At 67.9% G+C, this 24,746-nt stretch carries 26 protein-coding genes; 4 read left to right on the top strand and 22 right to left on the bottom strand.

What is annotated here, in order from left to right; all coding sequences use genetic code 11:
• Positions 1-57: 57 nt before the first annotated feature.
• Together ACWEVR_RS26705 and ACWEVR_RS26700 are read right to left on the bottom strand one after the other, a co-directional pair.
• Entirely contained in the window at positions 58-918 is an 861-nt protein-coding gene (locus ACWEVR_RS26705) for an ABC transporter permease subunit (protein ID WP_452469185.1), read from the bottom strand.
• Positions 915-1,808: an ABC transporter ATP-binding protein gene (locus ACWEVR_RS26700; protein ID WP_452469184.1), complete on the bottom strand. Its 894-nt coding sequence runs from the start codon at positions 1,806-1,808 to the stop codon at positions 915-917. Before ACWEVR_RS26700 ends, ACWEVR_RS26705 begins: the two co-directional genes overlap by 4 nt.
• 146 nt (positions 1,809-1,954) lie before the next feature.
• Here ACWEVR_RS26700 and ACWEVR_RS26695 point away from each other — a divergent pair, with 146 nt between their 5' ends.
• Positions 1,955-3,175 (top strand): sensor histidine kinase, encoded by a 1,221-nt coding sequence (locus tag ACWEVR_RS26695; protein WP_452469183.1) that lies wholly within the window; start codon positions 1,955-1,957, stop codon positions 3,173-3,175.
• Positions 3,172-3,831: a response regulator transcription factor gene (locus tag ACWEVR_RS26690; RefSeq protein WP_452469182.1), complete on the top strand. Its 660-nt coding sequence runs from the start codon at positions 3,172-3,174 to the stop codon at positions 3,829-3,831. Before ACWEVR_RS26695 ends, ACWEVR_RS26690 begins: the two co-directional genes overlap by 4 nt.
• A gap of 16 nt (positions 3,832-3,847) precedes the next feature.
• Here the strand turns inward: ACWEVR_RS26690 and ACWEVR_RS26685 are convergent, their stop codons facing one another.
• The gene (locus tag ACWEVR_RS26685; RefSeq protein ID WP_452469181.1) at positions 3,848-4,495 is read right to left on the bottom strand and encodes a vWA domain-containing protein; all 648 of its coding nucleotides are present in this window, start codon (positions 4,493-4,495) and stop codon (positions 3,848-3,850) included.
• 125 nt (positions 4,496-4,620) lie between these two features.
• On the opposite strand from ACWEVR_RS26685, the gene ACWEVR_RS26680 reads away from it, so the two are divergent.
• Entirely contained in the window at positions 4,621-4,845 is a 225-nt protein-coding gene (locus tag ACWEVR_RS26680) for a hypothetical protein (protein ID WP_452469180.1), read from the top strand.
• Between the two features lie 92 nt (positions 4,846-4,937).
• Positions 4,938-5,402: a YfbM family protein gene (locus tag ACWEVR_RS26675; RefSeq protein WP_452469179.1), complete on the top strand. Its 465-nt coding sequence runs from the start codon at positions 4,938-4,940 to the stop codon at positions 5,400-5,402.
• Between the two features lie 59 nt (positions 5,403-5,461).
• Here ACWEVR_RS26675 and ACWEVR_RS26670 read toward each other — a convergent pair whose 3' ends face one another.
• The 19 genes from ACWEVR_RS26670 to ftsH all read right to left on the bottom strand — a co-directional run bounded on the left by ACWEVR_RS26670 (position 5,462) and on the right by ftsH (position 24,549).
• The gene (locus ACWEVR_RS26670; protein WP_452469178.1) at positions 5,462-8,029 is read right to left on the bottom strand and encodes an ATP-dependent Clp protease ATP-binding subunit; all 2,568 of its coding nucleotides are present in this window, start codon (positions 8,027-8,029) and stop codon (positions 5,462-5,464) included.
• Positions 8,030-8,255: 226 nt separating this feature from the next.
• A complete protein-coding gene (locus ACWEVR_RS26665) occupies positions 8,256-9,191 on the bottom strand; it encodes an esterase/lipase family protein (protein ID WP_452469177.1) in 936 nt (311 codons plus the stop codon).
• A gap of 76 nt (positions 9,192-9,267) precedes the next feature.
• A complete protein-coding gene (locus ACWEVR_RS26660) occupies positions 9,268-9,825 on the bottom strand; it encodes an anthrone oxygenase family protein (protein ID WP_452469176.1) in 558 nt (185 codons plus the stop codon).
• A gap of 133 nt (positions 9,826-9,958) precedes the next feature.
• Entirely contained in the window at positions 9,959-10,570 is a 612-nt protein-coding gene (locus tag ACWEVR_RS26655) for an FHA domain-containing protein (protein ID WP_452469175.1), read from the bottom strand.
• A gap of 261 nt (positions 10,571-10,831) precedes the next feature.
• Positions 10,832-11,194 carry a histone-like nucleoid-structuring protein Lsr2 gene (locus ACWEVR_RS26650; protein WP_067495754.1) on the bottom strand — a complete coding sequence of 121 codons (363 nt, stop codon included), beginning with the start codon at positions 11,192-11,194 and terminating at the stop codon, positions 10,832-10,834.
• 115 nt (positions 11,195-11,309) lie between these two features.
• Positions 11,310-12,776 carry a lysine--tRNA ligase gene (lysS, locus tag ACWEVR_RS26645; RefSeq protein WP_067640833.1) on the bottom strand — a complete coding sequence of 489 codons (1,467 nt, stop codon included), beginning with the start codon at positions 12,774-12,776 and terminating at the stop codon, positions 11,310-11,312.
• A 118-nt stretch (positions 12,777-12,894) separates the two neighbouring features.
• On the bottom strand, positions 12,895-13,326 hold the full coding sequence (locus tag ACWEVR_RS26640) for a rhodanese-like domain-containing protein (protein WP_174550337.1): 432 nt from the start codon (positions 13,324-13,326) through the stop codon (positions 12,895-12,897).
• The gene (locus ACWEVR_RS26635) at positions 13,326-13,916 is read right to left on the bottom strand and encodes a cysteine dioxygenase (protein ID WP_067640557.1); all 591 of its coding nucleotides are present in this window, start codon (positions 13,914-13,916) and stop codon (positions 13,326-13,328) included. Before ACWEVR_RS26635 ends, ACWEVR_RS26640 begins: the two co-directional genes overlap by 1 nt.
• 155 nt (positions 13,917-14,071) lie before the next feature.
• Positions 14,072-14,854, bottom strand: coding sequence for a type III pantothenate kinase (locus tag ACWEVR_RS26630; protein WP_067640555.1), 783 nt, complete (start codon positions 14,852-14,854; stop codon positions 14,072-14,074).
• A gap of 19 nt (positions 14,855-14,873) precedes the next feature.
• Positions 14,874-15,293 (bottom strand): aspartate 1-decarboxylase, encoded by a 420-nt coding sequence (gene panD, locus ACWEVR_RS26625; RefSeq protein ID WP_067640553.1) that lies wholly within the window; start codon positions 15,291-15,293, stop codon positions 14,874-14,876.
• A gap of 14 nt (positions 15,294-15,307) precedes the next feature.
• Positions 15,308-16,264 carry a pantoate--beta-alanine ligase gene (gene panC, locus ACWEVR_RS26620; protein ID WP_452469174.1) on the bottom strand — a complete coding sequence of 319 codons (957 nt, stop codon included), beginning with the start codon at positions 16,262-16,264 and terminating at the stop codon, positions 15,308-15,310.
• Positions 16,264-17,217, bottom strand: a complete 954-nt coding sequence (locus tag ACWEVR_RS26615) for a Rossmann-like and DUF2520 domain-containing protein (protein WP_452469173.1) — start codon at positions 17,215-17,217, stop codon at positions 16,264-16,266. The genes panC and ACWEVR_RS26615 overlap by 1 nt, the downstream gene beginning before the upstream one ends.
• 244 nt (positions 17,218-17,461) lie before the next feature.
• The gene (locus ACWEVR_RS26610) at positions 17,462-18,589 is read right to left on the bottom strand and encodes a DUF6779 domain-containing protein (protein WP_452469172.1); all 1,128 of its coding nucleotides are present in this window, start codon (positions 18,587-18,589) and stop codon (positions 17,462-17,464) included.
• 68 nt (positions 18,590-18,657) lie between these two features.
• A complete protein-coding gene (locus tag ACWEVR_RS26605; protein WP_067640545.1) occupies positions 18,658-19,131 on the bottom strand; it encodes a DUF3180 domain-containing protein in 474 nt (157 codons plus the stop codon).
• Positions 19,125-19,658: a 2-amino-4-hydroxy-6-hydroxymethyldihydropteridine diphosphokinase gene (gene folK / locus ACWEVR_RS26600; RefSeq protein WP_452469171.1), complete on the bottom strand. Its 534-nt coding sequence runs from the start codon at positions 19,656-19,658 to the stop codon at positions 19,125-19,127. The genes ACWEVR_RS26605 and folK overlap by 7 nt, the downstream gene beginning before the upstream one ends.
• The gene (gene folB, locus ACWEVR_RS26595) at positions 19,655-20,077 is read right to left on the bottom strand and encodes a dihydroneopterin aldolase (protein ID WP_452469170.1); all 423 of its coding nucleotides are present in this window, start codon (positions 20,075-20,077) and stop codon (positions 19,655-19,657) included. The genes folK and folB overlap by 4 nt, the downstream gene beginning before the upstream one ends.
• Positions 20,074-20,943, bottom strand: coding sequence for a dihydropteroate synthase (gene folP / locus ACWEVR_RS26590; protein ID WP_452469169.1), 870 nt, complete (start codon positions 20,941-20,943; stop codon positions 20,074-20,076). Before folP ends, folB begins: the two co-directional genes overlap by 4 nt.
• A complete protein-coding gene (folE, locus tag ACWEVR_RS26585; protein ID WP_452469217.1) occupies positions 20,940-21,530 on the bottom strand; it encodes a GTP cyclohydrolase I FolE in 591 nt (196 codons plus the stop codon). The genes folP and folE overlap by 4 nt, the downstream gene beginning before the upstream one ends.
• Before the next feature lie 667 nt (positions 21,531-22,197).
• Positions 22,198-24,549 carry an ATP-dependent zinc metalloprotease FtsH gene (gene ftsH / locus ACWEVR_RS26580; RefSeq protein WP_452469168.1) on the bottom strand — a complete coding sequence of 784 codons (2,352 nt, stop codon included), beginning with the start codon at positions 24,547-24,549 and terminating at the stop codon, positions 22,198-22,200.
• Positions 24,550-24,746: the final 197 nt, after the last annotated feature.

The raw sequence follows: 24,746 nt of genomic DNA, 5'->3' as shown, positions 1-24,746 counted from the left end.
GACCGGAATCCGGGGATCTCCAAGGCGTCGAATCCGGCCGGGTGGTTCCGAATCGGGTCAGGTGAGGTCGCGGCGGGCGGTGAGCCAGATGGTTCCCGTCACGAAGATCGTCACGTAGACCGCGTGGACGACGAGGGACTCGCCGCGGGTCAGGATGTCGAGGACACCCGGTGTGGTTGGGCCGTCCACCGTGCGCATCGCCCCTGCCAGCGAACCCGCGGCGGTGCCGGGGAGGAGGTCGGTGACCGCTTCGATGGGGCCGAATATCCCCGCGACCCCGCGCAGCAGGTTCTCGACGACGAGAACCCAGATCAGGCCGAGCCCGACAGCGAGAGCGGGACCGCGGGCCACGGCGCCGATGAAGGCGCCTGCCGCGGTCCACATACTCAGAATGGCTGTGCCGGTGAGGATTCCGAGAAGAGACCGGTCGAGCGCGGGCAGCGTGACCGCCTGGCCTTCCGTCACCGCGATGAGCGACGCGACACCGAGGTCGACGACGAACGCGGCACAGACCAGGACCACCACTGTTACCAGCAGACCCAGCAGCAGCCCACCGACCGCATCGGCCCTGCCCGGCCCCTGGGTGAACACGGTCTTCCACGTCCCCCAGCCGTACCCACTACCCACCGCCAGCGCACCGAGAACAAGCATCAGCGCGCCGCCGAACATGGCCATACCCTGGGTGAACACTTCGGGCACAGCGGCCGGCATGAGCTGGCCGAGCAGCACGTCGCGCGGCAAACCGTCGGCCATGGAACCGCTCTCTCCGGAGCGGTAGGCCAGGTAATTGAACAGGTAGGCGAAGGTCAGATTCAGCAGGATCCATGTGCCGAGCACGATCCAGAAGGCGGGCCAGCGCCGGAGACGCAGACCCTCCGCCCTGATACTCGCCGTGAGATCTCTTGTCGTGCTGGTCATTTCGCAACCTCCGTCAGCTCGAAGAAGACTTCTTCCAGGGATTTCTCGTCGACGCGCAGCTCGAGCAGGTCCGCACCCGCCTGCACGACAGCTCGCGCCACAGCAGGCGCCATCGCGGCCGTGGTCTCTATCCGGATGCCCTCGGCGCTCGCCCGCACCGGCGCGTCGGACAGCGTGCGGACCGCCTCGACGGCCACATCCACCGGTTCGGCGCGGACGAGCAGCGATGCGGTGCCGCGCAATTCGGCGACCGTCGATTCGGCGAGCAGACGTCCTCCGGAGATCACCCCGACCCGGTGGCAGATTTCCTGCACCTCGGCGAGCTGATGACTCGACAGCAACACGGTGTGGCCGTCTGCCGCGAGATCGACGATGAGCGAACGCATTTCGGCCAGACCGGCCGGGTCGAGACCGTTGGTCGGCTCGTCGAGGACGAGCAGATCGGGATCGCCGAGCAGGGCCGCGCCGACACCGAGGCGCTGCTTCATACCGAGGGAATAGGTGCGGAAGCGGTCGTCGGCGCGGGTGGTGAGGTCGACGCGGGCCAGCGCCTGAGTGACCTCGCGGTCGCCGAGTCCGCGATAGCGGGCGAGAACGCGCAGGTTGTCGCGACCCGACAGGTACGGGTAGAAGCCCGGGCCCTCGATCAGCACCCCGACCCGGCGCAGCACCTCCGGGTCGCCGGGGGCGCTGCCGTGGACCGTCGCGGTGCCCGCGCTCGGCCGGACGAGGCCGGTCAGCATGCGCAGGGTCGTCGTCTTGCCCGCGCCGTTGGGGCCGAGGAAACCGTAGATCTCCCCGGTCCTGACCCGCATACTCACGGCGTCGACCGCGCGGTGTTCGCCATAGCGTTTGGTCAGCCCGGTGGTGACCACGATTGATTCGTTCATGCGAAAGACGATCCGCGCCGAAGGGGTGCCCGCACATCCGTCGCGCGGCTCGATCGGGCCTACGTCGCGCGATGTACGCGGGGCCGCGAGAGAAATACGTGCGTAGGCCGACGCTTCTGCCCGGGTGACGCAATAGGGTTGCGTGGGTGGGAGCGAAGTGGGAGCGTGACGCGGCCGTCCGGGACTGGGGGCTGGCGGTGGTGGTCGCGATAGTGCAGCTGGCAGGCAGTTCCGGGGCGAACGCGCAGCAGACCGGGGTGCGTTCGCTCGACGCGTTCGCGTACCTGTTGCTGCTGGCCGGGCCGATCGCCCTCGGCTTCCGGCGGTTGCTCCCCGAGCCGGTGCTGGTGGTGGCCTTGCTCGCCGCCGTGTCCTACGTGCTGCGCGACTACGGGTACGGGCCGATCTTCCTTTCTCTCATCATCGCGTTCCTCACGGCTGCCGTACACGGATCACGCTGGCGCACTTACCCGTTGGTCGTCGTCGGTTACCTGACGATGGTGTGGCCGCTGCCCGCCCTGCTCGGCCGCGATGTCGATGCCTGGCAGGTTTTCGGCCTGCTGGCCTGGCTGGGTGTGCTGGTCGGGATCGCCGAGGGAATACGTCAGCGGCGCACGGTGGTGCTCGCGCGCCGGGAGCGGGCCGAGGCGGCGCAACGCGACGAACAGGCACAGCAGGCGCGGGCCGCGTCCGAGGAACGGCTCGCCATCGCCCGCGAGTTGCATGATGTATTGGCACACAGCCTTTCGCTGATCAATGTGCAGTCCTCGGTGGCGCTGGAACTGTTCGACCGCAAACCACAGCAGGCCGCCGCCGCGCTGGCCACGATCAAGACCACCTCCAAAGAAGCACTGACCGAGGTGCACACACTGCTGCACGCGATCCGCAGCGGCGCACCCGTCGCCCCCGAGTACCCGGAAACCCCTGCGGCCGAACCGGTTCCGGCACCCGCACCGCGCGCCCCGGCACCGACGCTCGACGACCTCGACACCCTGTTGCAACGAACCAGGGCGACCGGTCTGCCCGTCGACACCAAGGTCATCGGCACCCCCAAGAAGCTGCCGAGCGTGATCGACGTGGCCGCCGCCAGGATCATCCAGGAATCGCTGACCAATGTGGTGCGCCACGCGCCGGGGTCAACGGCGATGATCACCCTGCGCTACACGCCCGAAACGGTCGACATCACCGTCGACAACACCCGCCCGACCGGTACCGCCGTGCGCAGCGGGATCGGCGGGAACGGGATCATCGGCATGCGGGAACGGGCGCATGCGCTCGGCGGGGCGCTCACCGCCGGACCCCGGCCGTCCGGCGGCTTCCGGGTGGCCGCGCGGTTGCCCTCCCGGCCGGCCGGAGCAGAGACATGATCCGGGTGCTGGTCGCCGACGATCAGGCGCTGGTGCGCGGCGGGTTCGTCGCACTGCTCGATGCCCAGGACGACATCGAGGTGGTCGGCGAGGCCGAGAACGGCGAGCAGGCCGTGCGGATGACGCGCGCGCTGGCGCCCTCGGTGGTGCTGATGGACATCCGCATGCCCGTCCTCGACGGGCTGGCCGCCACCCGCATGATCGCCGACGACGCGCAGCTCGCCGACGTGCGCGTCGTCGTGCTCACCACCTTCGAAATCGACGAATACGTCTTCGAGGCGATCCGCGCCGGTGCCGCGGGTTTCCTGGTGAAACACACCGAACCCGCCGACCTGCTCCGCGCCGTCCGGGTCGTCGCGGCGGGCGACGCCCTCCTTTCCCCCAGCGTCACCCGCCGCTTGCTCACCGAATTCGCCACCCACGCCAAACAACCACCCCCACCCGCCTTCGCCGACCTCACCGACCGCGAACGCGAGGTCCTCACCCTGGTAGCCGAGGGCCTCACCAACGCCGAAATCGCCGCCCGCCTCTACCTGAGCCCCGCCACCGCCCGCACCCACGTGAGCCGCATCCTCACCAAACTCGCCGCCCGCGACCGCACCCAACTGGTAGTCCTCGCCTACGAATCCGGGCTCGTCCGCCCCGGCTGGCAGTAGCCGGAGCGCCTTCGGGTCAGCTGTCCGTGCCCGCTCGGCGGCGTTCGTCCTCGGAGAAGTGGGCGCGGCGGGCCATTCCGGCGGGGGCGGCCTGGGCTCGGGCCGAGTAGGCCGAGAGGGCGTCGAAGGCGCCGCGGACGCCACCTGCGACTGGGGCGTAGGTGATGGAGGAACCGGGGTCGAAGCCGAGGTTGGAGCCTACTTCGACGGCGTCCATGTTGGCGCCGAGGAAGACGAAGGTCCAGCTGTAGACCTCCTGCTGCTGGGTGATGAGGGACTTGACCGCCGCATGGGTCCATTCGCGGCTGGAGTTCTCGTGGCCGTCGGTGAGGACGACAACGATCACCGTGCCGGGCCGCTCGTGCTCGGGGCGGGCCGCGAGCTCCTCGCCGACGCTGGTGACGAGTTTGCCGACGGCGTCGTACAGCGCGGTCCCACCACGCGGCAGCAGATTCGGCGGGGGCACCTGATCCAGCGGCACATACGAATAGACCACCTCGTAGGTGGTGTCGAACTGCGCCAAGGTCACCTCGATCCGCTTCGGCACCTCCCGCTGCTGCTCGAAATACGCGGCCAACCCACCTTCGGTGTCGGCCTTGATCGTCTGCATCGAACCCGAACGGTCGAGCAGAACAGCGATGAGCGTGCGATCGGAATCAGTCATGTGCGTGAACACCCCCGTGTCGTATGGACTGGCCCAACCCACGGTACGCCGCGAATTCACCTCCCGGAGGCCGTGAAAAGCGGCTCGAAAGGTATCTCCAAGTTCGCATTCCTACCTTCGCCTCCATGGGCCCAGTTCTCGCATTCCACCAAATTTCCGACGCCGACGCCGCCCGCATCCTCGCCGATGCCGAAGCCGCCCTCGACCTGATCGACCAACTCGACCACCCCGGCGAACCGACCGGCGACCGATTTCTGCCGAGAATTCCTCCGCGAAACTACGAAGCCCTCCGCACATTCTTCATCTTCGCCGCCGAACAGAATTCCCAGGCCGTCGCGCTATTTCAATGATGCCGCCGCCCGGAAAGGAGATGGCAAGACATCTCCAAGCCATCGTTCCCAACTTCGCAATGGGTTCACTGGGATCACAAGGAGGAGTTGACGTGGGTGCAGTTATGTCGTTCAGGAGGGTGAGCACGGCCGAGCTGGAAATGGCGATGCGGCACAAGGACATCGCGGAGGAGTTCCTTGCCGGATATGAGCCCTCCGCCGATGATCCGAGTGGCTACCTCGACAAAGCATGGGGTGGGTTGAACTACCTGCTGGAGGCCGCGGGGACCGGTGTCGACCTGTTCTTCACGCCTACCCCTCTACCGATCGGCGAGTACAACGGCTGGACGGCAGAGGAGGTGGCGCGCACCGCGGAGACACTCTCGAAGACTCCGTTCAGCAAGCTGGCCGAGCACTACAACGGAGTGCGCATGGTCGAGGCTCAGGTCTATCCCAACATCTGGGGCGATACCCGTAACGACGGCCTCGGTTATCTCCGGGAGTACTACACCAAGCTGGTCGCCGTGTTTCAGCACGCGGCCGAGCACGACGCCGGGCTCCTGCAGCACTTCGGCTGAATCCGGCAACGAAAAAGCCCACCTTCTGGGTTCAGAAGGTGGGCTTTTCGTTCAGCTGGTTACTCGCCGGAGGCGGCGGTGTCGGGGGCGGTGCCCTCGGCTGCTCCGGTGAGGACGACCTCGGGCTTGTCGTCGCCCGTGGGGGCCTTGGTCAGCTTCGTCTTGCCGGTGAAGGTGAACTTGGCGTCTTCGCCCTGGCCTTCGCCGTCCCAGTTCTCCACGTCGACCGTGATGGTCTGGCCCGCGCCGATCTCGCCGAAGAGGATCTTCTCCGACAGCTGGTCTTCGATCTCGCGCTGGATCGTGCGACGCAGCGGACGGGCACCGAGGACCGGGTCGAAACCGCGCTTGGCGAGCAGGCTCTTGGCCTGGTCGGTCAGCTCGATCGCCATGTCCTTGTTCTTCAGCGCCTTGGCGACACGGCCGATCATCAGGTCCACCATCTGCACGATCTGCTCGCTGGTGAGCTGGTGGAAGACGATCACGTCGTCGATGCGGTTGAGGAACTCGGGGCGGAAGTGCTTCTTCAGCTCGTCGTTGACCTTGAGCTTCATCCGCTCGTAGTTCGAGCCCTCGGCGTTGGACTGGGTGAAGCCCAGGCCCACGGCCTTGGAGATGTCGGAGGTGCCAAGGTTCGAGGTGAAGATCAGCACGGTGTTCTTGAAGTCGACCGTACGACCCTGACCGTCGGTGAGACGGCCGTCCTCGAGCACCTGCAGGAGGGTGTTGTAGATCTCCTGGTGCGCCTTCTCGATCTCGTCGAACAGCACCACCGAGAACGGCTTGCGCCGCACCTTCTCGGTGAGCTGACCGCCCTCCTCGTAGCCCACGTACCCGGGAGGGGCACCGAACAGGCGCGAGGCGGTGAAGCGGTCGTGGAACTCGCCCATGTCGATCTGGATGAGCGCGTCGTCGTCGCCGAACAGGAAGTTCGCCAGCGCCTTGGACAGCTCGGTCTTACCGACACCGGACGGACCGGCGAAGATGAACGAACCGGACGGACGCTTCGGATCCTTCAGGCCGGCGCGAGTGCGACGGATCGCCTTGGAGACGGCCTTGACGGCATCCTCCTGGCCGATGATCCGCTTGTGCAGCTCGTCCTCCATGCGCAGCAGTCGGGTGGTCTCCTCCTCGGTGAGCTTGAAGACGGGGATACCGGTCCAGTTGGCCAGCACCTCCGCGATCTGCTCGTCGTCGACCTCGGCCACGACGTCCAGGTCACCCGAACGCCACTGCTTCTCCCGCTCGGCGCGCTTGGCGACGAGCTGCTTCTCCTTGTCGCGCAGGCGCGCGGCCTTCTCGAAGTCCTGCGCGTCGATCGCGCTTTCCTTCTCGCGACGGGCGTCGGCGATCTTGTCGTCGAACTCGCGCAGGTCCGGCGGCGCGGTCATCCGGCGGATGCGCATGCGCGCGCCCGCCTCGTCGATGAGGTCGATCGCCTTGTCCGGCAGGAACCGGTCGTTGATGTAGCGATCGGCCAGCGTCGCGGCGGCCACGAGAGCGCCATCGGTGATGGAGACCCGGTGGTGCGCCTCGTAGCGGTCGCGCAGACCCTTGAGGATGTTGATGGTGTGCTCGACGGTCGGCTCGCCCACCTGCACCGGCTGGAAACGGCGTTCCAGGGCGGCGTCCTTCTCGATGTACTTGCGGTACTCGTCGAGGGTGGTCGCGCCGATGGTCTGCAGCTCGCCACGGGCCAGCTTCGGCTTCAGGATCGAGGCCGCGTCGATGGCGCCTTCGGCAGCACCCGCGCCGACGAGCGTGTGCAGCTCGTCGATGAACAGGATGATGTCGCCGCGGGTGTTGATCTCCTTGAGCACCTTCTTGAGGCGCTCTTCGAAGTCACCGCGGTAGCGGCTGCCCGCGACAAGGGAACCCAGGTCGAGGGTGTAGAGCTGCTTGTCCTTGAGGGTCTCGGGGACCTCGCCGTTGACGATGGCCTGCGCAAGGCCCTCGACGACGGCGGTCTTACCGACACCGGGCTCGCCGATCAGCACCGGGTTGTTCTTGGTGCGGCGGCTCAGCACCTGCATGACGCGCTCGATTTCCTTCGAGCGGCCGATGACGGGGTCGAGCTTGCCTTCCAGCGCCGCCTGCGTGAGGTTGCGACCGAACTGGTCGAGCACCAGCGAGGTGGACGGCGTACCCGCCTCACCACGCGAGCCGGTGCCCTCGACGGGCTCCTTGCCCTGGTACCCGGACAGCAGCTGGATGACCTGCTGACGGACCCGGTTCAGGTCGGCGCCCAGCTTGACGAGCACCTGGGCCGCGACGCCCTCACCCTCGCGGATGAGACCGAGCAGGATGTGCTCGGTGCCGATGTAGTTGTGACCGAGCTGCAGCGCCTCGCGCAGACTCAGTTCCAGCACCTTCTTGGCACGCGGGGTGAAGGGGATGTGACCGGACGGCGCCTGCTGGCCCTGCCCGATGATCTCCTCGACCTGGCTGCGCACACCCTCCAGCGAGATGCCAAGGGACTCCAGCGACTTCGCCGCCACGCCCTCGCCCTCGTGGATCAACCCAAGCAGGATGTGCTCGGTGCCGATGTAGTTGTGGTTGAGCATCCGGGCCTCTTCTTGGGCCAGGACAACGACACGCCTCGCGCGGTCGGTGAACCTCTCGAACATCGCTCCCTCACTCTCCTGCTCCGACATTCTGGCAACAGACGCCGCTTCCGTCAGCCTGCCATGAAGCCCGGGGGTTGCGGCCCCCGCCATCCACTCTAGTTGGCAGGGGATTCCGCCGTCGCCGCTCCACCCTATTGGGGACCGATGACAACTTGGTCATTCACTCACAACGCGCACGTCGCGGCATTCGTTTCCGTTCCAGTTTTGCCTACAGCGAAATCCCGCCTCAGCCGGTGAACGGGGGCACGAACTCACACGGCACGGGCGCCTGCCTGGCCGGATCGAGGGCGTTGAGGACGTGACCGGCGGCACGCGGACTGCCCGCGATGGCCATGTGCTCGGACCAGTCCTGCGCGCAACCGTCCTGCACGACGACCGAGGTGGCGTTGGGACCGGGCACCAAACCGGAGGTGTGCGGCACGACGAGCTCGTCGAGGACCGTGACGATATTGACGTAGGTGACGCGCGGGTCGTACACCCCGTCGGCATTGAGCGCGGTCATGAACGGCGAACCGCTGAACATCTGCGCGCACGCCTGGCACAGCGAGCCGGTGGCGGCGTCGAAGACCGGTCCCGCGCCGAGCGCCCGGCTGAAGTGGGCGATATCGCCCGCGCCGAAGGCGTTTGTGCCGAGCCAGGGCGGCGCGATCCCGACCAGCGTGCCGACCTTCTCCCCGCCGCCGAGCCGCTTGAGGTAGTAGTTGCCGACGATATTGCCCTGCGAGTGGGCGACGAGGTCGACCCGTTCGGCGCCGGTCCGCGCGAGGACACCGTCGACGAAGGCCGACACCTCCGCCGCACTCTGCTCGATGGGACGCATCCCGCCGATGGCCGAGACGGGCCAGGGCAGCGCGTACGCGCCGTAGGTGAGGGTGAACACGCAATAGCCCTCATTGGCCAGCAGCGGGGCGTACACGCCCCAGTTCGTCTGCGCCCCGCCGCCGGTGCCGTGCAGCAGGACGACCGGATTCGGATGCTCCGGTGTAGGAACACAATTCGGGTCGTTCGCCCCGGGCAGCGCACCGCCCGGGTTCGTCAGCTCGGGCGCGATGCCCGCGAAGAAGTTGTAGTCGACGGGGTAGGGGTCGGCGGACGCACCGCCTGCCCCCACGAGACCCAGCAGCATCGCGACGGCGAGAACGAGCATCGACTTACTTCGCATGGAACCACCCCTGACTAGAACGTGTTTCAGTCATCATGGAACACGTTCCAGCCTTCGCGTGGCACTACGGTGCGATTCAGCGCACCAGCGCGTGCGAAACGGTCTGCCCCGCGACCGGTGCGGCGGCGTTCGACTTGCCCTGCTGCACACCCGCGACGAACAGCGCACCGCACAGCACCAGGAACGCCGCCGTGTGCAGGATCGCCCGCAGGATGTTCCAGCGCACCCACGCCGCCTCGAAATCGGCGCGCACCGAAACGGTGTCGGCCAGCGTCGCCGGGTCGCCCGCCGTGGCCAAGGCGTCGTTGAGCGGCACGTTCTGCCCGGCGGTGACCGCGAACGCGATCACGTTGAGCACCAACGCGATTCCGATCCAGATCAGCGTGGCGCGGTGATCGCCGCCCAGGTGCAGCGCGGCCGCGAGTGCGGTGAAGCCGACCGTCCCGAGGAAGCCGAACATGAACCACGGGTTGATGATCACCACGTTGATCTTCTGCATGACCTCGATCAGCGTGCGGTCGCCGGTGCGCGCCAGGGCGGGCATCACCGAGATCGCGTAGGCGTAGAACACGCCGGCGACGAGGCCGGTGCTGAGCATCGCGAGAACCAGCGAGGACAAACGAATGGCCGACATGGGAACCAACTCCTGACTCGAATCCGGAGTCGCACTCCGGTGACAGGAACAAGTCAACCGCGTCCCCACCGCCACCGACATGGTTCAGGCGCTCGGCCACCTGCGTCAGGCGCTCGAACGCCGGCCGCAGAGGTCACAACTCGTGGTCGGAGATCATTCCGCTCTGCATCGCGAGGGCGGCGAGCCGGGTGCGCTTCTGGTTCTGCGGCAGATTCTCCACCCCGAACTTCGCGAACAGGGCACGCAGGTGGGTTTTGATCGCGTCGATCGACAGGAAGAGTTCCTCGGCGATCTGCTGGTTCGACGCGGGCGTCGCGAATCCGGTGCCGTGCTTGTACGGACGGCACAGGGCAATCAGCACCGCGCGCTGGGTTTCGGTCAGCGAACGCATGGTGGGGATGGAACCGGAGGCGGTATGTGTGGCGTCGTCGACGACACCACCGAAATCGAAGAAATGCACCAGCGTGGTGCCGACGCGAATACGGTCACCTGGGCTCAGCCTGCGCCTGCCGACCAACCGCTCACCGTTGACGAACGTCCCGTTGCGCGACAGCCCGTCGTCGACGATCGTCCAGTGCGCACCGAGGTGTTCGACCGCGGCATGCAACCGCGACACCTCGGCATCCCAGCCGAGTACGAGATCGGCCTGAACGTTGCGCCCGATGGTGATCCGCTGCTGCGCGGGGTCCAGCGGCAATTCATGCTGGCGCCCGGTGTTGTCGGTGTACCGAAGAAAGGAGCTCACCGCACATCTCCCGAGACTCGAAACACCTTGCGCACAACCATCAGTCTATCTTTCCAGGCCACATTCCCACGCACCCCAGGAGGGCGGAAGAAGCGGTCCCCAACCCCTTCCCGACCTCGAGGAGGGATCGCCGCGAAGCGGCGGTCGGCGGCCGTCCCGACGATCAGGCGCCGTTGCGTAGGCGACGAAGGAGCAAGCAACGGTGCCTGATCGTCGGGACCGCAGGGGCCGCCGACTCGAGCGCGCCAGCGCTCCAAAAATTCAGCTCTTGCCGACCTCTTTGTTGTAGGCCTCGGTGATGTCGGCCGAGATACGGCCGCGCGCGGAGACCTTGTGACCCTTACGACGGGCCCATTCACGAATTGCGGCGCTCTGCTCGCGGTCCATGGAAACGCGGCTCTTGCCCTGCGGCGCAGGCGTACCGGCGGCCTTGGTCCGGCGACGGCCACTCACGCGACGCGCGTTGGCGACCCACTCGTCCAGGCCTTCGCGCAGGCGCGCCGCATTTGCCTCCGACAGATCGATCTCGTACGACACCCCATCGATAGCGAACTCGATGGTTTCGTCCGCGATGGACTCACCGTCGACATCGTCGATCAGGCTAACGGTGACCTTCTTTGCCATGAGATGAACGTCCTCTCGAAATCGTCAAGCCTGCCTCCAGGCCGAATACCCGAGGCAAGAATACCCCGAAATGCGAAATTTCCAACACGAGGCCTTCGCCCCGCGAATTCACAGGTCAGCGACTACTCGGGCGCACAATGGGGAACAGGATCGTTTCCCGGATTCCCAAACCCGTGAGTGCCATCAACAAGCGATCGATTCCCATACCCGTTCCGGTGGTCGGCGGCATGCCGTGTTCCATCGCGGTGAGGAAGTCTTCGTCGAGCACCATCGCCTCGTCATCGCCCGCCGCGCCGAGGCGCGCCTGGTCGACGAACCGTTCCCGCTGGATGACGGGATCGACCAACTCCGAATAGCCCGTGGCCAACTCGAAGCCGCGAACATAGAGATCCCACTTCTCCGTAACGCCGTCCTTGCTGCGATGCTGACGGGTCAGCGGTGAGGTCTCCACGGGGAAGTCGCGAACGAAAGTCGGCGCGTAGAGCTTGTCGCCATAGACGTGTTCCCAGAGTTCTTCGACCAGTTTCCCGTGACCGTAGCCCTTGCCCGACGGAATTTCCAGACCGACCCGTTCGGCAAGTGCCAGCAATTCCTCGACAGTCGTTTCCGGAGTGACCTCCACACCGATCGACTCCGACAACGACGGATACATCTCGACCGTCGTCCACTCGCCACTCAGATCATATTCAGTACCGTCGGCAAGAGTCACCACGAGGGTGCCGAATGCCTCTTGTGCGACTTCCTGGACCAATTCCCGGATCATCGTCGCCGAGTCGTCGTAGGTGCCGTAGGCCTCATACGTTTCCAGCATCGCGAACTCGGGCGAATGGGTGGAGTCGGCGCCTTCGTTGCGGAAGTTCCGGTTGATCTCGAAGACCTTCTCCAGGCCGCCGACCACGCAGCGCTTGAGGAACAGTTCCGGCGCGATACGCAGGAACAGGTCCATGTCGAGGGCATTGGAATGGGTGACGAACGGGCGCGCGGCGGCACCGCCGTGGATGGTCTGCAGCATCGGGGTCTCGACCTCGAGGAAGCCGCGACGCTCGAGCGCCGTACGCAGCGCGCGGACCACGTTCACGCGGGTACGGGCCATTTCCCTGGCCTCGGGGCGCACGATCAGGTCGACGTAGCGCTGACGGACACGCGATTCCTCGTTCATTTCCTTGTGCGCCACCGGCAGCGGGCGAAGCGACTTGGCCGCCATCGACCACGAGTCGGCCATCACGCTCAATTCGCCCGTGCGCGAGGAGATGACCTCACCGTGCACGAACACGAAATCGCCGAGGTCCACATCGGACTTCCAGGCGGCGAGCGCGTCGGCGCCGACACCATTGAGGCTGATCATCGCCTGCAGTTTGGTTCCGTCGCCCTCCTGCAGGGTGGCGAAGCACAACTTGCCGGTATTGCGGACGAAAATGACGCGGCCGGCGACACCGACCTGCAGACCGGTTTGCGTATCGGGTTCGAGATCCGGGTAGGCGGAACGGATTTCGGCCAGCGTGTGCGTGCGCGGCACGACCACCGGATAGGCGTCACCACCGCCGGCGAGCAGCCGTTCACGCTTGTCCCGGCGAATCCGCATCTGCTCGGGGACATCGCTGTCCACGGCGGAACTGACGGCGCGGCCGGTCTCGGCGGAGTTAGGGGTGCTCACATTCGATAACAGTAGCGTGCACCGGAAAGGACCAGTGCGCCGCCCGTTACAACGAAGCCAGCGACTCCACTTCCCGGGCGAAGTGCGGCACCCCGACGCCAACGGTGAGCATGCCCGCCGACTTCAACGCCTGATAACCGCCGATCAGATCGGTCGCGCGGTGCAATCCGAGTTCCTGAAGCGAGGCCGCGGCCAAACTGGACGTATAGCCCTCCGAGCAGAAAATGATCCACTCCACATCGTGGTCGCGCGCGAGCGACAACCGCGCCGACGACGTGGGGTCCAGCCGCCATTCCAGCACATTGCGCTCGATCACCAGCGCGCCCGGCAGCGAGCCCTCCCGAACACGCTGCGCGGCCGGGCGGATGTCGACCAGAATGGCGCCTCGGGCCAGGGCGGCGGGGACGTCGTAGACATACAGCCTGCGCAGCTTGGCGCGCGCGTTGTCGAGCATCTGGTCAATCGACAAACGGCTCATCACAGATCACCTTCGGGCTGGTCGGTGAGGACGGTTTGGGTGCGTCGCAGGGTGCCGTGGCCGGTCACCTCGTAATAGGACATGGCGGTCAGCGGCGGCGAATACGCGTGCACGCTGAGGGTGGGATCGAGCGGGCCCGCCGTCGCGTCGGCGGCGCGGACCACATCGTGGACCCAGCCGATCGGAAACGACGCCTGATCGCCCGCGGCAAGGGTGCGCTCGCGTAACTCGGTGCCATTCCAGCGGAATTCCGACAGCGCGCCGCTGAGCACGGTGAGCGCACCGAGCGAACCGGCGTGGTCGTGCAATTCGGTGGATTTCCCCGGCGTCCAGCTGATGAGCCAGACATCGACCTCGTCGTCGGCGATCAGGCGGGTGGCCCAGCGCTGTTCGGTCGGCCAGAGCCCGTCGGCGGGCAGCAGATGGTCGTAGCGACCGGCCAGGACATCCTCGGCGCCCTCGTCGGTGAGACGCAGCAGGTCGGCGGGTCGCAGCCGGGTGGGCAGGGCCGAGGCGACCGCGCGGTCGAGCGGCGGGGTCGCGGAGTATTCGTCACGGGCCGACGGCAGGGAAAGAACAGAAGAACGCATGAGCGCATCTCCAAGGAGTGAGAATCGGTCGAGGGGAAAACGTCAGCCTCGAACGGTCGAGGCAGGTCAGCCTCGACAACACTCCTGGGTGCTCACACGGAAAGACACGGGAGCGAGCTTAGCAGGCTCCCGTGGGGACGGGCCAATGACCTGAATCACTTCTTGTTGCGCTCGTAGACGTGGCGCAGACCGGTGAGGGTGAGATGGGGTTCGTGCTGGTCGATGGTTTCCGATTCCGGCACGATCAGCGGCGCGCCAGTCCCGGTGGCGACCACGGTGACATCGGTACCGGCGAACGCGTCGAATTCGTCGCGAATGCGGTCGATCAATCCGTCGACCAGACCGGCGAAACCGAAAACCGCACCGGATTGAATGCACTCCATCGTGTTCTTGCCGAGCACCGAGCGCGGCCTGGCCAGTTCGACGCGGCGCAACGCACTGCGTTCGACCAGTGCCTCCGTCGACACCTCGACGCCCGGCGCGATCACGCCACCGAGGAACTCGCCCTTGGCCGAGACCAGGTCGACACAGGTGGCGGTGCCGAAGTCGACGACGATCGCCGGGCCGCCGAACCGGCGGAACGCGGCGAGGCAGTTGACGATGCGGTCGGCGCCGACCTCCTTGGGATTGTCGACCAGCAGCGGAATGCCGGTCCGCACACCGGGTTCCACGACCACATTCGGCACGTGCGACCAATAGCGGGCGAGCATGATGCGCAGTTCCCGCAGCACCGGCGGCACCGTCGACAACGCCGAGACACCGACCACCTGGTCGAGATCGGCACCGACAAGACCGCGCACCTGCATCGCGAACTCGTCGGCGGTGAGCAGCGGATTCGTGTGAATACGCCAGTGCCGCACCAGTTTCGAGTGCTCGCCCAGACCGGAGAACAGGCCGAGTTCGATGGCGGTGTTGCGGACGTCGATCGTCAGCAGCATGTCCGACCCCCCGCCGCGATCAGGCGATCGACAGGGAACGCGGCGAGGTGAGCCCGGAACCCTCGGGCGCGTGCGCGGGATCGGCGCCGAGCTCCACGGGCCGGTTACGGTCGTCGACGAAGACCACCTTCGGCGCGTACTCGCGCAGCTCGGCCTCGTCGAGCTGGCCGTAGGCGATGAGGATGACCAGGTCGCCGGGGTGCACGAGATGTGCCGCGGCGCCGTTGATCCCGATCACACCCGAACCGCGTTCGCCCGCGATCACATAGGTTTCGAGGCGGGCGCCGTTGTCGATGTCGACGATGCACACCTGCTCACCCTCGAGCAGGCCCGCCGCGTCGAGCAGGTCCTGGTCGACGGTCACCGAACCCACGTAGTGCAGGTCGGCGTGGGTCACGGTGGCACGGTGAATCTTCGAGGTCATCATGGTGCGCAGCATCGGCTTCGCCTTTCTCAGTGCGCCTGCGGGGCAGGCAGGGAGTTCGCGTCGGGGTGCCCGTCGAGCTGGGCGCCGAGAACAAGGGGTGCGTTGTCGATCAGGCGGGTGCTGCCGACCTTGGCCGCGACGAGCAGGCGGGCGTTGCCCGATTCCGGGGCGGGGCCGAGGAGCGAGTCGCGCAGTTCGAGGTAGTCGACCTCGACACCGTCGGCCGAGTCGAGGACGGCGCGGGCGGCCGCGAGGACACCCTCGGGGCCGAGGCCCGCGGCGTGCCTGCCGGCGGCCAGTGCGGCCGACAGGGCGAGCGCGGATTCCCGTTGCGCCGCATCGAGATAGCGGTTGCGCGAGGACAGGGCGAGACCGTCGGGTTCGCGGACCGTCGGGTAGGCGACGATCTTCACGTCGAAGTTCAGGTCGCGGACCATCTGGCGGATCAAGGTGAGCTGCTGGTAGTCCTTCTCCCCGAAATACGCCTCCGAGGCGTGGGTGAGCTGCAGCAGTTTCGCGACGACGGTGAGCATGCCCGCGAAATGCGTCGGCCTGCTGCCGCCTTCGAGCTCGGCGCCGAGCGGGCCCGGCTGCACGGTGGTGCGCGGGCCGTCGGGGTACATCTCGTTGGCCGACGGCGCGAACACCAGATCGACGCCCTCGGCCGCGAGCAGTGCGAGGTCGGCGTCGAGGGTGCGCGGGTAGGCGTCGAGATCCTCGCCCGCACCGAACTGCAGCGGATTGACGAAGATCGACACGATCACGATCTGATTGGTGAGCCGCGCCTGCCGGACCAGCTGCAGGTGGCCCTCGTGCAGCGCGCCCATGGTCGGCACGAAACCGATGCTGCGGCCCGCCCCGCGCAACGCCTTGGCCACCGTGGACAGCACCTCGGGGCTGTGGTGCACGGTGAGCGCGCCGGGCTTGAACGCGCCGGTCGCCCGGGCGCCGCCCTGGTGGTGATGCACTTCTCGGGGTTCCATCAGTGGCCTTTCTCGGCGAGCAGCTCCAGCAGAGCGGGATTGGTCCTGGCGAGTTCGGCCGTGCGCAACGACATGGCGCGATACGACGCGGCCAGGCGTTCGTCGAACGACTCGACGGCATTCAGGTGTGCGGCGACCGCGTCCACGTCGCCCCGGGCGACCGGGCCGGTGAGCGCGGCCTGACCACGGCGCAGCGCGTTGTCGAGCGCGGCGGAGACCAGCGGGCCGATGAGGCGTTCGGGCAGGCCGCCCGGCTGGTCGTCGACCACCGGCTGACCGAGCAGGCCCGGGCCCGACATCGCTTCGCGCAGTGCCGAAACCGCGTCGACGATGAGCGTGACCAGGTGATTGCTGCCGTGCGCGAGGGCCGCGTGATACAGCGTGCGCTGGTCCTCCTCGATGCGCACCGGCTCGCCGCCCATCTCGATCACCAGCGCCTGGGCGATGGCGTAACCGATGTCGTCGGCGGCGGTGATACCGAAGCAGGCATTGGCGAGGCGGGCGATGTCCTCGTCGTGACCGGTGAAGGTCATCGCCGGATGGACCGCCAGGCCCAAGGCGCCCTGCTCGGTGAGCGGGGCGAGCACACCGACACCGTTGGCACCGGAGGTGTGCGCGACGATCGTGCCCGGCCGGACCACACCGGCCGAGGCCAGACCACGGACCAACCCGGCCAGCTCGGCATCGGGCACCGCGAGCAGCAACAACTCGCTGCGCTGCGCCACCTGCTCCACCGGCAGGATCTGCGAATCGGGCAGCCGCGTGCGCGCCCGGTGCACGGAGGCATCGGAAATCGCGGCGACACCGAACACCACATGCCCGGCTCGCTCGAGCGCCACACCGAGCGCCGAACCCACCCGTCCCGCCGAGACGATTCCCACCGTCAGCCGTGCGGGCGCTGGATCGACACCTGAGTTCGCGCCGTCGGAATCGACACTTCTCGAGGTCAACATTGTCCTCTCGATTGCGTTCCAGTCCCGCTGTGCGGGTACCAGACGTACGGGTCGAGAATAACGGGCCCTACGCCCGCCCCGCCACGCCCCCCGTGGTGATCTAGCACACCCGCCTCTCCGGGAATTCAGGCCGGACTCAGGGGCGGGGTGACGTGCGTCGGCGGCCAGACGAGGTGCGTGGTGCGTTAGCCCGTTCCCGGTGAGTTACCCATGTACTCGCCTGGGTTGCTGGGTGCGCCCGCGGCTATGTGCGGGTGGACTCCGACTGGAGGTTGGCCATGATGTCGGCTACCGAGAGGCGGGTGCCTTCGGATTCGGCGCGACGGCGGCGGCGGGAGCTGGTGCCGACGGTGGGGGTGGCCGGTGCGGGGTTGGGGGCCAGGGCCGGGCCGGAGTTCGGCGGAGCTTCGAAGGCGGATTCGGCGGTGGGGACCGTGGCGGGTTGTTCGGTCGCGGGCTCGGGATTGAGGGAGCCGGTGGGTGCCGGGGTGGCCGTCGGGTCGGTGGCCGGGTTCGACGACTGGTCCGTGCCGTTCGACGTGGGGGCCGAGGGCTCGGGGTCGAGGGGGCGGCCGTCGTTGTCGACCTTGCGGGTGTGGGGGGCCGACAGTCGCGGGGGCGGGGTTTTGGTCGACGACGGCTTGGCCGGTTCGGGCTCGGGGGTCGGCTGCTGGGACTCCGCGTATTCGTCGAGCTGCACGGCCGAGGTCTCGGCGGTGACCGGGTCGTCGTAGGGGTCGGCGAAATTGGCCGACACCGGCTGCATGAAAACCGGCTTCAGGGCGCTGGGCGGTTGCTGCCAGGGGCCGAACCAGGCGGCGGCGGCAGCCTCGTGGCTATCGTCGATCTCGGGCTCCGCCTCGTCGAAGGCGTCGAAATCGGCGTAGGCCGATCCGCCGCTCGGCAGGGCGTCGATGCGGACCGCGTCGGCTTGCAGGGCGGGCTGGTCATCGGGCAGGGCACCCTCGAACAGCACCTGCAGGTTCTGGCGCAGCAACGTGAGTTCCGCACGCAGGGCCGCGATTTCGGAAGCGTCGGCGCCCACTTCCGCGCGCACCCGTGCCTCGACACCCATCTCGTATTCGCGGCGGGCGTTGATCTCCCGCTCGAGCTGCAACTCGTACACCGTCTGCAGATCGCGCACTTTGGCCTTGTCGACGGCCGCGTCCTTGCGATAGCGAGTGGCCGCGAGGGCGCCGATCACGGCCGCCCACAACGCCGCTACCAGGCCGATCCGGACGAATTGCACATTGTCGCTGAAGACGAGGAAAACACTGGCTGTCAGGCCGAGGAGGAGAAGGGCGCCGATGAAGAGCTTTCCCGCGTCGTCCCGCCGTCGACGGGGCGTGGTGCTACGGGAGGGTGAAACCATGGTGGCCAGGGTAGCCGGAAACAGCTGGTCGGCACACCGACAACGGGGGTGATTCCATTCGCAAGTTGCTAGGTGGTTGCCGGTTCGTCCGGTGGTTCGTCGGGCGCGCGGCAGCAGTACTCGAGCCACAAAGCCGCAGCAACCAGGGCGGAACCGGCGAGCAGACCGACCACCGCGCCCGGTGAATCCGAGGCCGCCGCAGTCACCGTGCCGCTCTGTGGGAAGACCCACAGCAGGAAGCCGAGCCACACGCCCGCCGCCAGCGAACCGACCTGCAACGACGCCTTGGCCAGCGCGGCCGCCCGCGCCACATTGATCGGGTGCAGTTCACCCGGTCCGTCACCGATGCGCTGCTCGGCGATCCGGTTCTTGACGACGAACCCGAGCGCCGCCTCGATCCCGGCCACCGGCAACAGCGAGGCGCCGGCGAGCACCGAGATGGACGGGAAGGTGGAATAGGCGAAGCGGGTCGCGGTCCAGGCGATGGCCGCGGCCAGCACGACATTCAGGGCGAGGTCGAGCAGCCGGGTCGGTTTCAGCACGGGCGGGCGCCTTCGCGCAGGACCAGGTCGGTGCGGATCACACCCGCGCGTTCGGCGGGGTCGACGGCGGCGAGCAGGTCGGCGACGGGCACCTGGGCGCCGTCGACGTGCAGACGGGCATCGGGCTCGACGTCCAGCCACGGAACCAGCACGAACGCACGGTGGTGCGCCTCGGGGTGGGGCAGGATCAGCGTCGGATCGCTGTCGCGCACAACGGCTTCGCCGCCGTCGACGCACTGCACGATGTCGATGTCGAGCGTCCTTGCGCCCCAGCGCACCTCACGCACCCGGCCCGCCGCCTGCTCGAGCCGCTGCCCGAAACGCAACCAGTCGTAGTCGTCGAACGACGGATCCTCGGCCACCACAACGGCATTCAGGTAGTCGTCCTGCTCCACCCCGCCCCACGGCGCCGTGGTGTACACCGGTGACACCGCGCGGGTGCGCTCCCCCAGCGCGTCGAGCACGCTGCGCAGATTGGCGAGCCGGTCACCCAGATTGGCGCCGATCGAGAGCACCGCACGGGTCATCGGCGCGGCTCCGGCACCTCGGTGCGGTAGCGGGTGGCGACCACGCGCACATCGGTGAAGGTGTGCGGGATCGGTGCCGACGGCTTGTGCAGCACCGCTTCGACCGCTTCGATCCGCGGGTCGGTCATCACGTCGTCGGCGATCTCGGAGACCACCGTTTCGATGAGATCGCGCGGCGGACCAGCGACGATGCGCACGGCGCGTTCGGCGAGGGCGCCGTAGTCGACCGTGTCGGCCAGATCGTCGGAGGCCGCGGCGGCCGCGAAATCGACCCACACGGTGAGGTCGACGACGAACTCCTGACCGTCGCGGCGCTCGAAATCGAACACGCCGTGCCTGCCGAACACGGTGAGCCCGCGCAGTTCTATGCGCGAGGACGCGGGCCGGTCGGCGGGCGGGGGCAGCAGCGGTGAGTTCATCGGGCGGCTCCTCGGGCGGCGGTGGCGCGCTGCCACGCATCGACAACGGTGACGGCGTCGAGCGAAGCGCGCACGTCGTGGACGCGCACGCCCCAGGCGCCGTGGGTCGCGGCGAGCGCCGACACGGTCGCGGTGGCGACCTCGCGTCCGTCGGGCGGGCGCGGGCCGGATTCGTCGGCGAGCAGGGCGCCGAGGAAACGTTTGCGGGACGCGCCGATCAGGATGGGCAGGCCGTCGGCGACCAGCTCCGGAAGGGCACCGAGCAGGGCCCAGTTGTGGTCGGCGTTCTTGGCGAAACCCAGGCCCGGATCGAGGATCAGCCGGTCGGCGGCGATGCCCGCGGCCACGGCCAGGTCCACCTGGGTGCGCAGTTCGGCGCGCACCTCGGCGACCACGTCGTCGTAGTGGTCGGCCGGACCGGTGTGGCGGTAGTCGGCAGCGGCGCGCCAGTGCATGAGGATCCACGGCACGCCCGCGTCGGCGACCACCCGGACCATGTCCGGGTCGGCTCGCCCGCCGGACACGTCGTTGACAACGGCGACACCGGCGGCCAGCGCCGCCTCGGCCACCTCGGCGCGCATGGTGTCGACACTGGTCGGCACCCCCGCCGCGACGAGCCCGCGGATCACCGGCGCCACCCGCGCGGCCTCGGTCGCCGGGTCGACGCGGTCGGCGCCGGGCCTGGTGGACTCACCACCCACATCCACGATGTCGGCGCCCGCCTTGTACAGGGCGACACCGTGCGCGATCGCGAGTTCGGGATCGAGATAGCGACCGCCGTCGGAGAACGAATCGGCGGTCACGTTCACCACGCCCATGACCACACATGAGCGGCCGCCCCGCGCGGTCACGAGGGACTGGTTCATTTGCGCAGGATCAGGTCCAGCGCCTCGGCTCGCGAGGCGGCATTGGTCTGTAGGAGGCCACGCACCGCCGAGGTGGTGGTGCTCGCGCCGGGCTTGCGGATACCGCGCATCGCCATGCACAGGTGTTCGGCCTCGATCACCACGATCGCGCCGCGCGGGTCGAGCCTGCGCATCACCGCGTCGGCGACCTGGCTGGTGAGGCGTTCCTGCACCTGGGGGCGTTTGGCGTAGAGGTCGACCACGCGGGCCAGCTTCGACAGGCCCGTCACCCGGCCGTGCGTGCCGGGAATGTAGCCGACGTGCGCGACGCCGTGGAACGACACCAGGTGATGCTCACAGGTGGAGAACATCGGGATGTCACGCACGAGCACGAGTTCCTGGTGGCCCTCGTCGAAGGTGGTGGCGAGCACCTCGTCGGGCTCGGTGTAGAGGCCGGCGAACATCTCGCGGTAGGCGCGCGCCACACGGGCCGGAGTGTCGAGCAGGCCGGGACGGTCGGGATCCTCGCCGACGGCGAGCAGCAGTTCACGCACCGCGTTCTCGGCGCGCTGCTGGTCGAACGGGCGGCCCGTCGCCAGCGCCGTCAGCTCGGCCGGGCTCGTCTCGCCGAGCTCACCGGCCGGGTCGAACCCCGAACCGTTCCCGGCCGGCTCAGCGACTTTCCTATTGGCCGACAACTTCTCCACACCTCCGGGTCAATCCGGTAAACGCTGCCGGGCCGATCCGGCAGCGTCGGTCACCAGAGCCGGAACGTCCCGGCTCGACGGTGACCAGAGCCGAAACGATCCGGCTCGAACATCCCAGCGTAGTGGGCGCAGGGCCGACCACGGCAGCTCGGCCCGTGTCCGCAGTCCGCGTCCGCCCCATCACGCCGCACGCCCGGCCTGACCTGCGCGCCGAGCCAGGTACGCACCACCGGAACGCATAGACGGCACCCACGCAAGGACCACGACTCGCTCGCCGTGCGCCCGACCGCGAAAGCCGTGCGCGGGCGAGACCGCAGCGGTCGCCGGTTCCGATCACGCCTTCCGACCGTCCCTGGAGCAGGACCGCCGTTGCGGAAACTCCGAGGCGCGCACTCGCGGTCTGCGAAACCCCGTGCATCCGATCGGCAATCCGCGACGTGCGCCGACCGGCGAGGTCCATGCATCCCGTTCGGAGACGCGGGCGCATGAACGGCGAAACCCACCGCGCCCGCTCGGTTCGGCGCCTGGGTTCCAGGCGGGCCGACCGGGCGGGCGCGGTGGGGGTCTGTCAACGGCCGTTGGGGCCGTTCCATTCGTTGGTGTCCGGGTCCGCGTCGCGGGCAGGTGGCTGCTGCGGCGGGGTCGGGGGCTGCTCGCCCCACGGCTGGAACTCGCTACCGTGGCGGGGCTGGTGCTGCGGGACCTGCTGCTGAGGCGGCTGCGACCAACCGCCCTGGTCCTGCTGCTGTTCCTCGCGCGGCGGCCAGCCGGGCGCGGACCAACCGGCCGGGGCGCCGTAGTCCGGACGCGAACCGTGCGTGCCCGTCGGACGCGGGAACGCCTGGGTGGGCGCGTTGGGCAGCGGGTATCCGGCGGCGGGCGGGGCGGGCTGACCGTAGGGCTGCTGGCCCGGGTAGCCGTTGGGCTGCTGCTGCGGGGCGCCGTTGGGCACCGGAACCGGCGCGGGCTGCACCGGCGGCCAGGGCTCACCACGCTCGAGCGCCAGCTCGCCCGGGGTCTTCACCGGCGGCTTGTCCGACGGCAGCCGCTCACCGAAATCGTTGAACGCGGTGATGCGCGGACGCTTCTCGACACCGGCGAGGACCTCCTCGAGGTCCTTGCGGTGCAGGGTTTCGCGTTCCAGCAGGGCGGTGGCCAGCGCGTCGAGCTGCTCGCGGTACTCGCTCAGGATCGACCATGCCTCGGTGTGCGCGGCCTCGATCAGGTTGCGCACCTCCTCGTCGATCTCGCGGGCGACCTCGTGCGAGTAGTCGGCCTGCACGCCCATCGAGCGGCCGAGGAACGGGTCGCCCTGCTCCTGGCCGTAGCGCACCGCGCCGAGGCGGGCACTCATGCCGTACTCGGTGACCATGCCGCGCGCGATCTTGGTCGCCTGGTCGATATCCGACGACGCACCGGTGGTCGGCTCGTGGAACACCAGTTCCTCGGCCGCGCGGCCACCCATCGCGAAGACCAGTCGCGAGATCATCTCCGAGCGGGTCATCAGGCCCTTGTCGTCCTCGGGCACCGTCATGGCGTGACCGCCGGTGCGGCCGCGCGCCAGGATGGTGACCTTGTAGACCGGCTCGATATCGGGCATCGCCCACGCGGCGAGCGTGTGCCCACCCTCGTGGTAGGCGGTGATCTTCTTCTCGTGCTCGCTGATGATGCGGCTCTTGCGACGCGGACCACCGATCACACGGTCGACCGACTCCTCCAGCGATTCGCCGGTGATGACCGACCCGTTCTCGCGGGCAGTGAGCAGCGCGGCCTCGTTGATGACGTTGGCCAGATCGGCGCCGGACATGCCGACGGTGCGCTTGGCCAGACCCTCGAGGTCGGCGTCCTGGGCGATCGGCTTGCCCGCCGAGTGCACCCGAAGGATGGCGCGACGACCGGCCAGATCGGGGTTGCCGACCGGGATCTGCCGGTCGAAACGACCGGGGCGAAGCAGCGCGGGATCGAGGATGTCGGGGCGGTTGGTCGCCGCGATCAGGATGATGTTGGACCGGTCGCCGAAGCCGTCCATCTCGACCAGCAGCTGGTTGAGGGTCTGCTCACGTTCGTCGTGACCGCCGCCGAGGCCCGCGCCGCGCTGACGGCCGACCGCGTCGATCTCGTCGACGAAGATGATGCAGGGACTGTTCTGCTTGGCCTGCTCGAACAGGTCACGCACACGCGAGGCACCGACACCGACGAACATCTCGACGAAGTCCGAACCGGAGATGGTGAAGAACGGCACCCCGGCCTCACCGGCGACCGCGCGCGCCAGCAGCGTCTTACCGGTTCCGGGTGGGCCGTAGAGCAGGACGCCCTTCGGGATCTTCGCGCCGAGCGCCTGGTAGCGGGCCGGATTCTGCAGGAAGTCCTTGATCTCGTACAGCTCTTCGACGGCCTCGTCGGCACCGGCCACGTCCTTGAACGTGGTCTTGGGCATGTCCTTGGACAGCAGCTTGGCCTTGGACTTACCGAAGCCCATCATGCCGCCGCGACCACCGCCCTGCATGCGCGACATCACGAAGATGAACAGGCCGACCAGCAGCACCATCGGCACGATGAACAGCAGCAGCTGCGACAGCCAGCTCTCCTGCTTGACCACCGTGTCGTAGGGCGCGCCCGACTTCTGGACCGCGTCGAGGATCTTGGCGGAGGTCTCGCCGCCGCCGGGGTACTTGGCGACGATCTTGGCGTTGTTGTTGGTCGCGTCGTTGCCGTTGTTCAGTTCGACGCGGAGCTGCTGCTCCTTGTCGTCGATCTGGACGTTCTTGACGTTTTCCTTGTTCTCCAGCTGACTGAGCGCCACGGAGGTGTCGACACTCTCCCAGCCGCGCGTGTCATCGCCGAGATAGCTGAACAGCCAGATCATGAGCATGATGCCCGAGATGATCGCCAAGGTGCGAAACACTGTCTTGCGGTTCATAGAGCGTCGGCCGGACGGCCCAGTCCTTTCCGGTTATTTCTCCGGGGTGTGCCTAGCGAAGCTGTCGAGATCGGCGGGATTCGGATGCGGACATGCCACGTTACCGCGTACGGTCTAGTCGATACATCGCGCAGTTCGGCTGCTGGTGCAGCTGCACTGGTAAACGGCCGGGGAACGGGAGAGGTTCCCGAGTACCC

The organism is Nocardia sp. NPDC003979, assembly GCF_053605015.1.
Note: the sequence above shows the minus strand (reverse complement) of the source record. Positions and strands in the feature narration are given on the sequence as shown.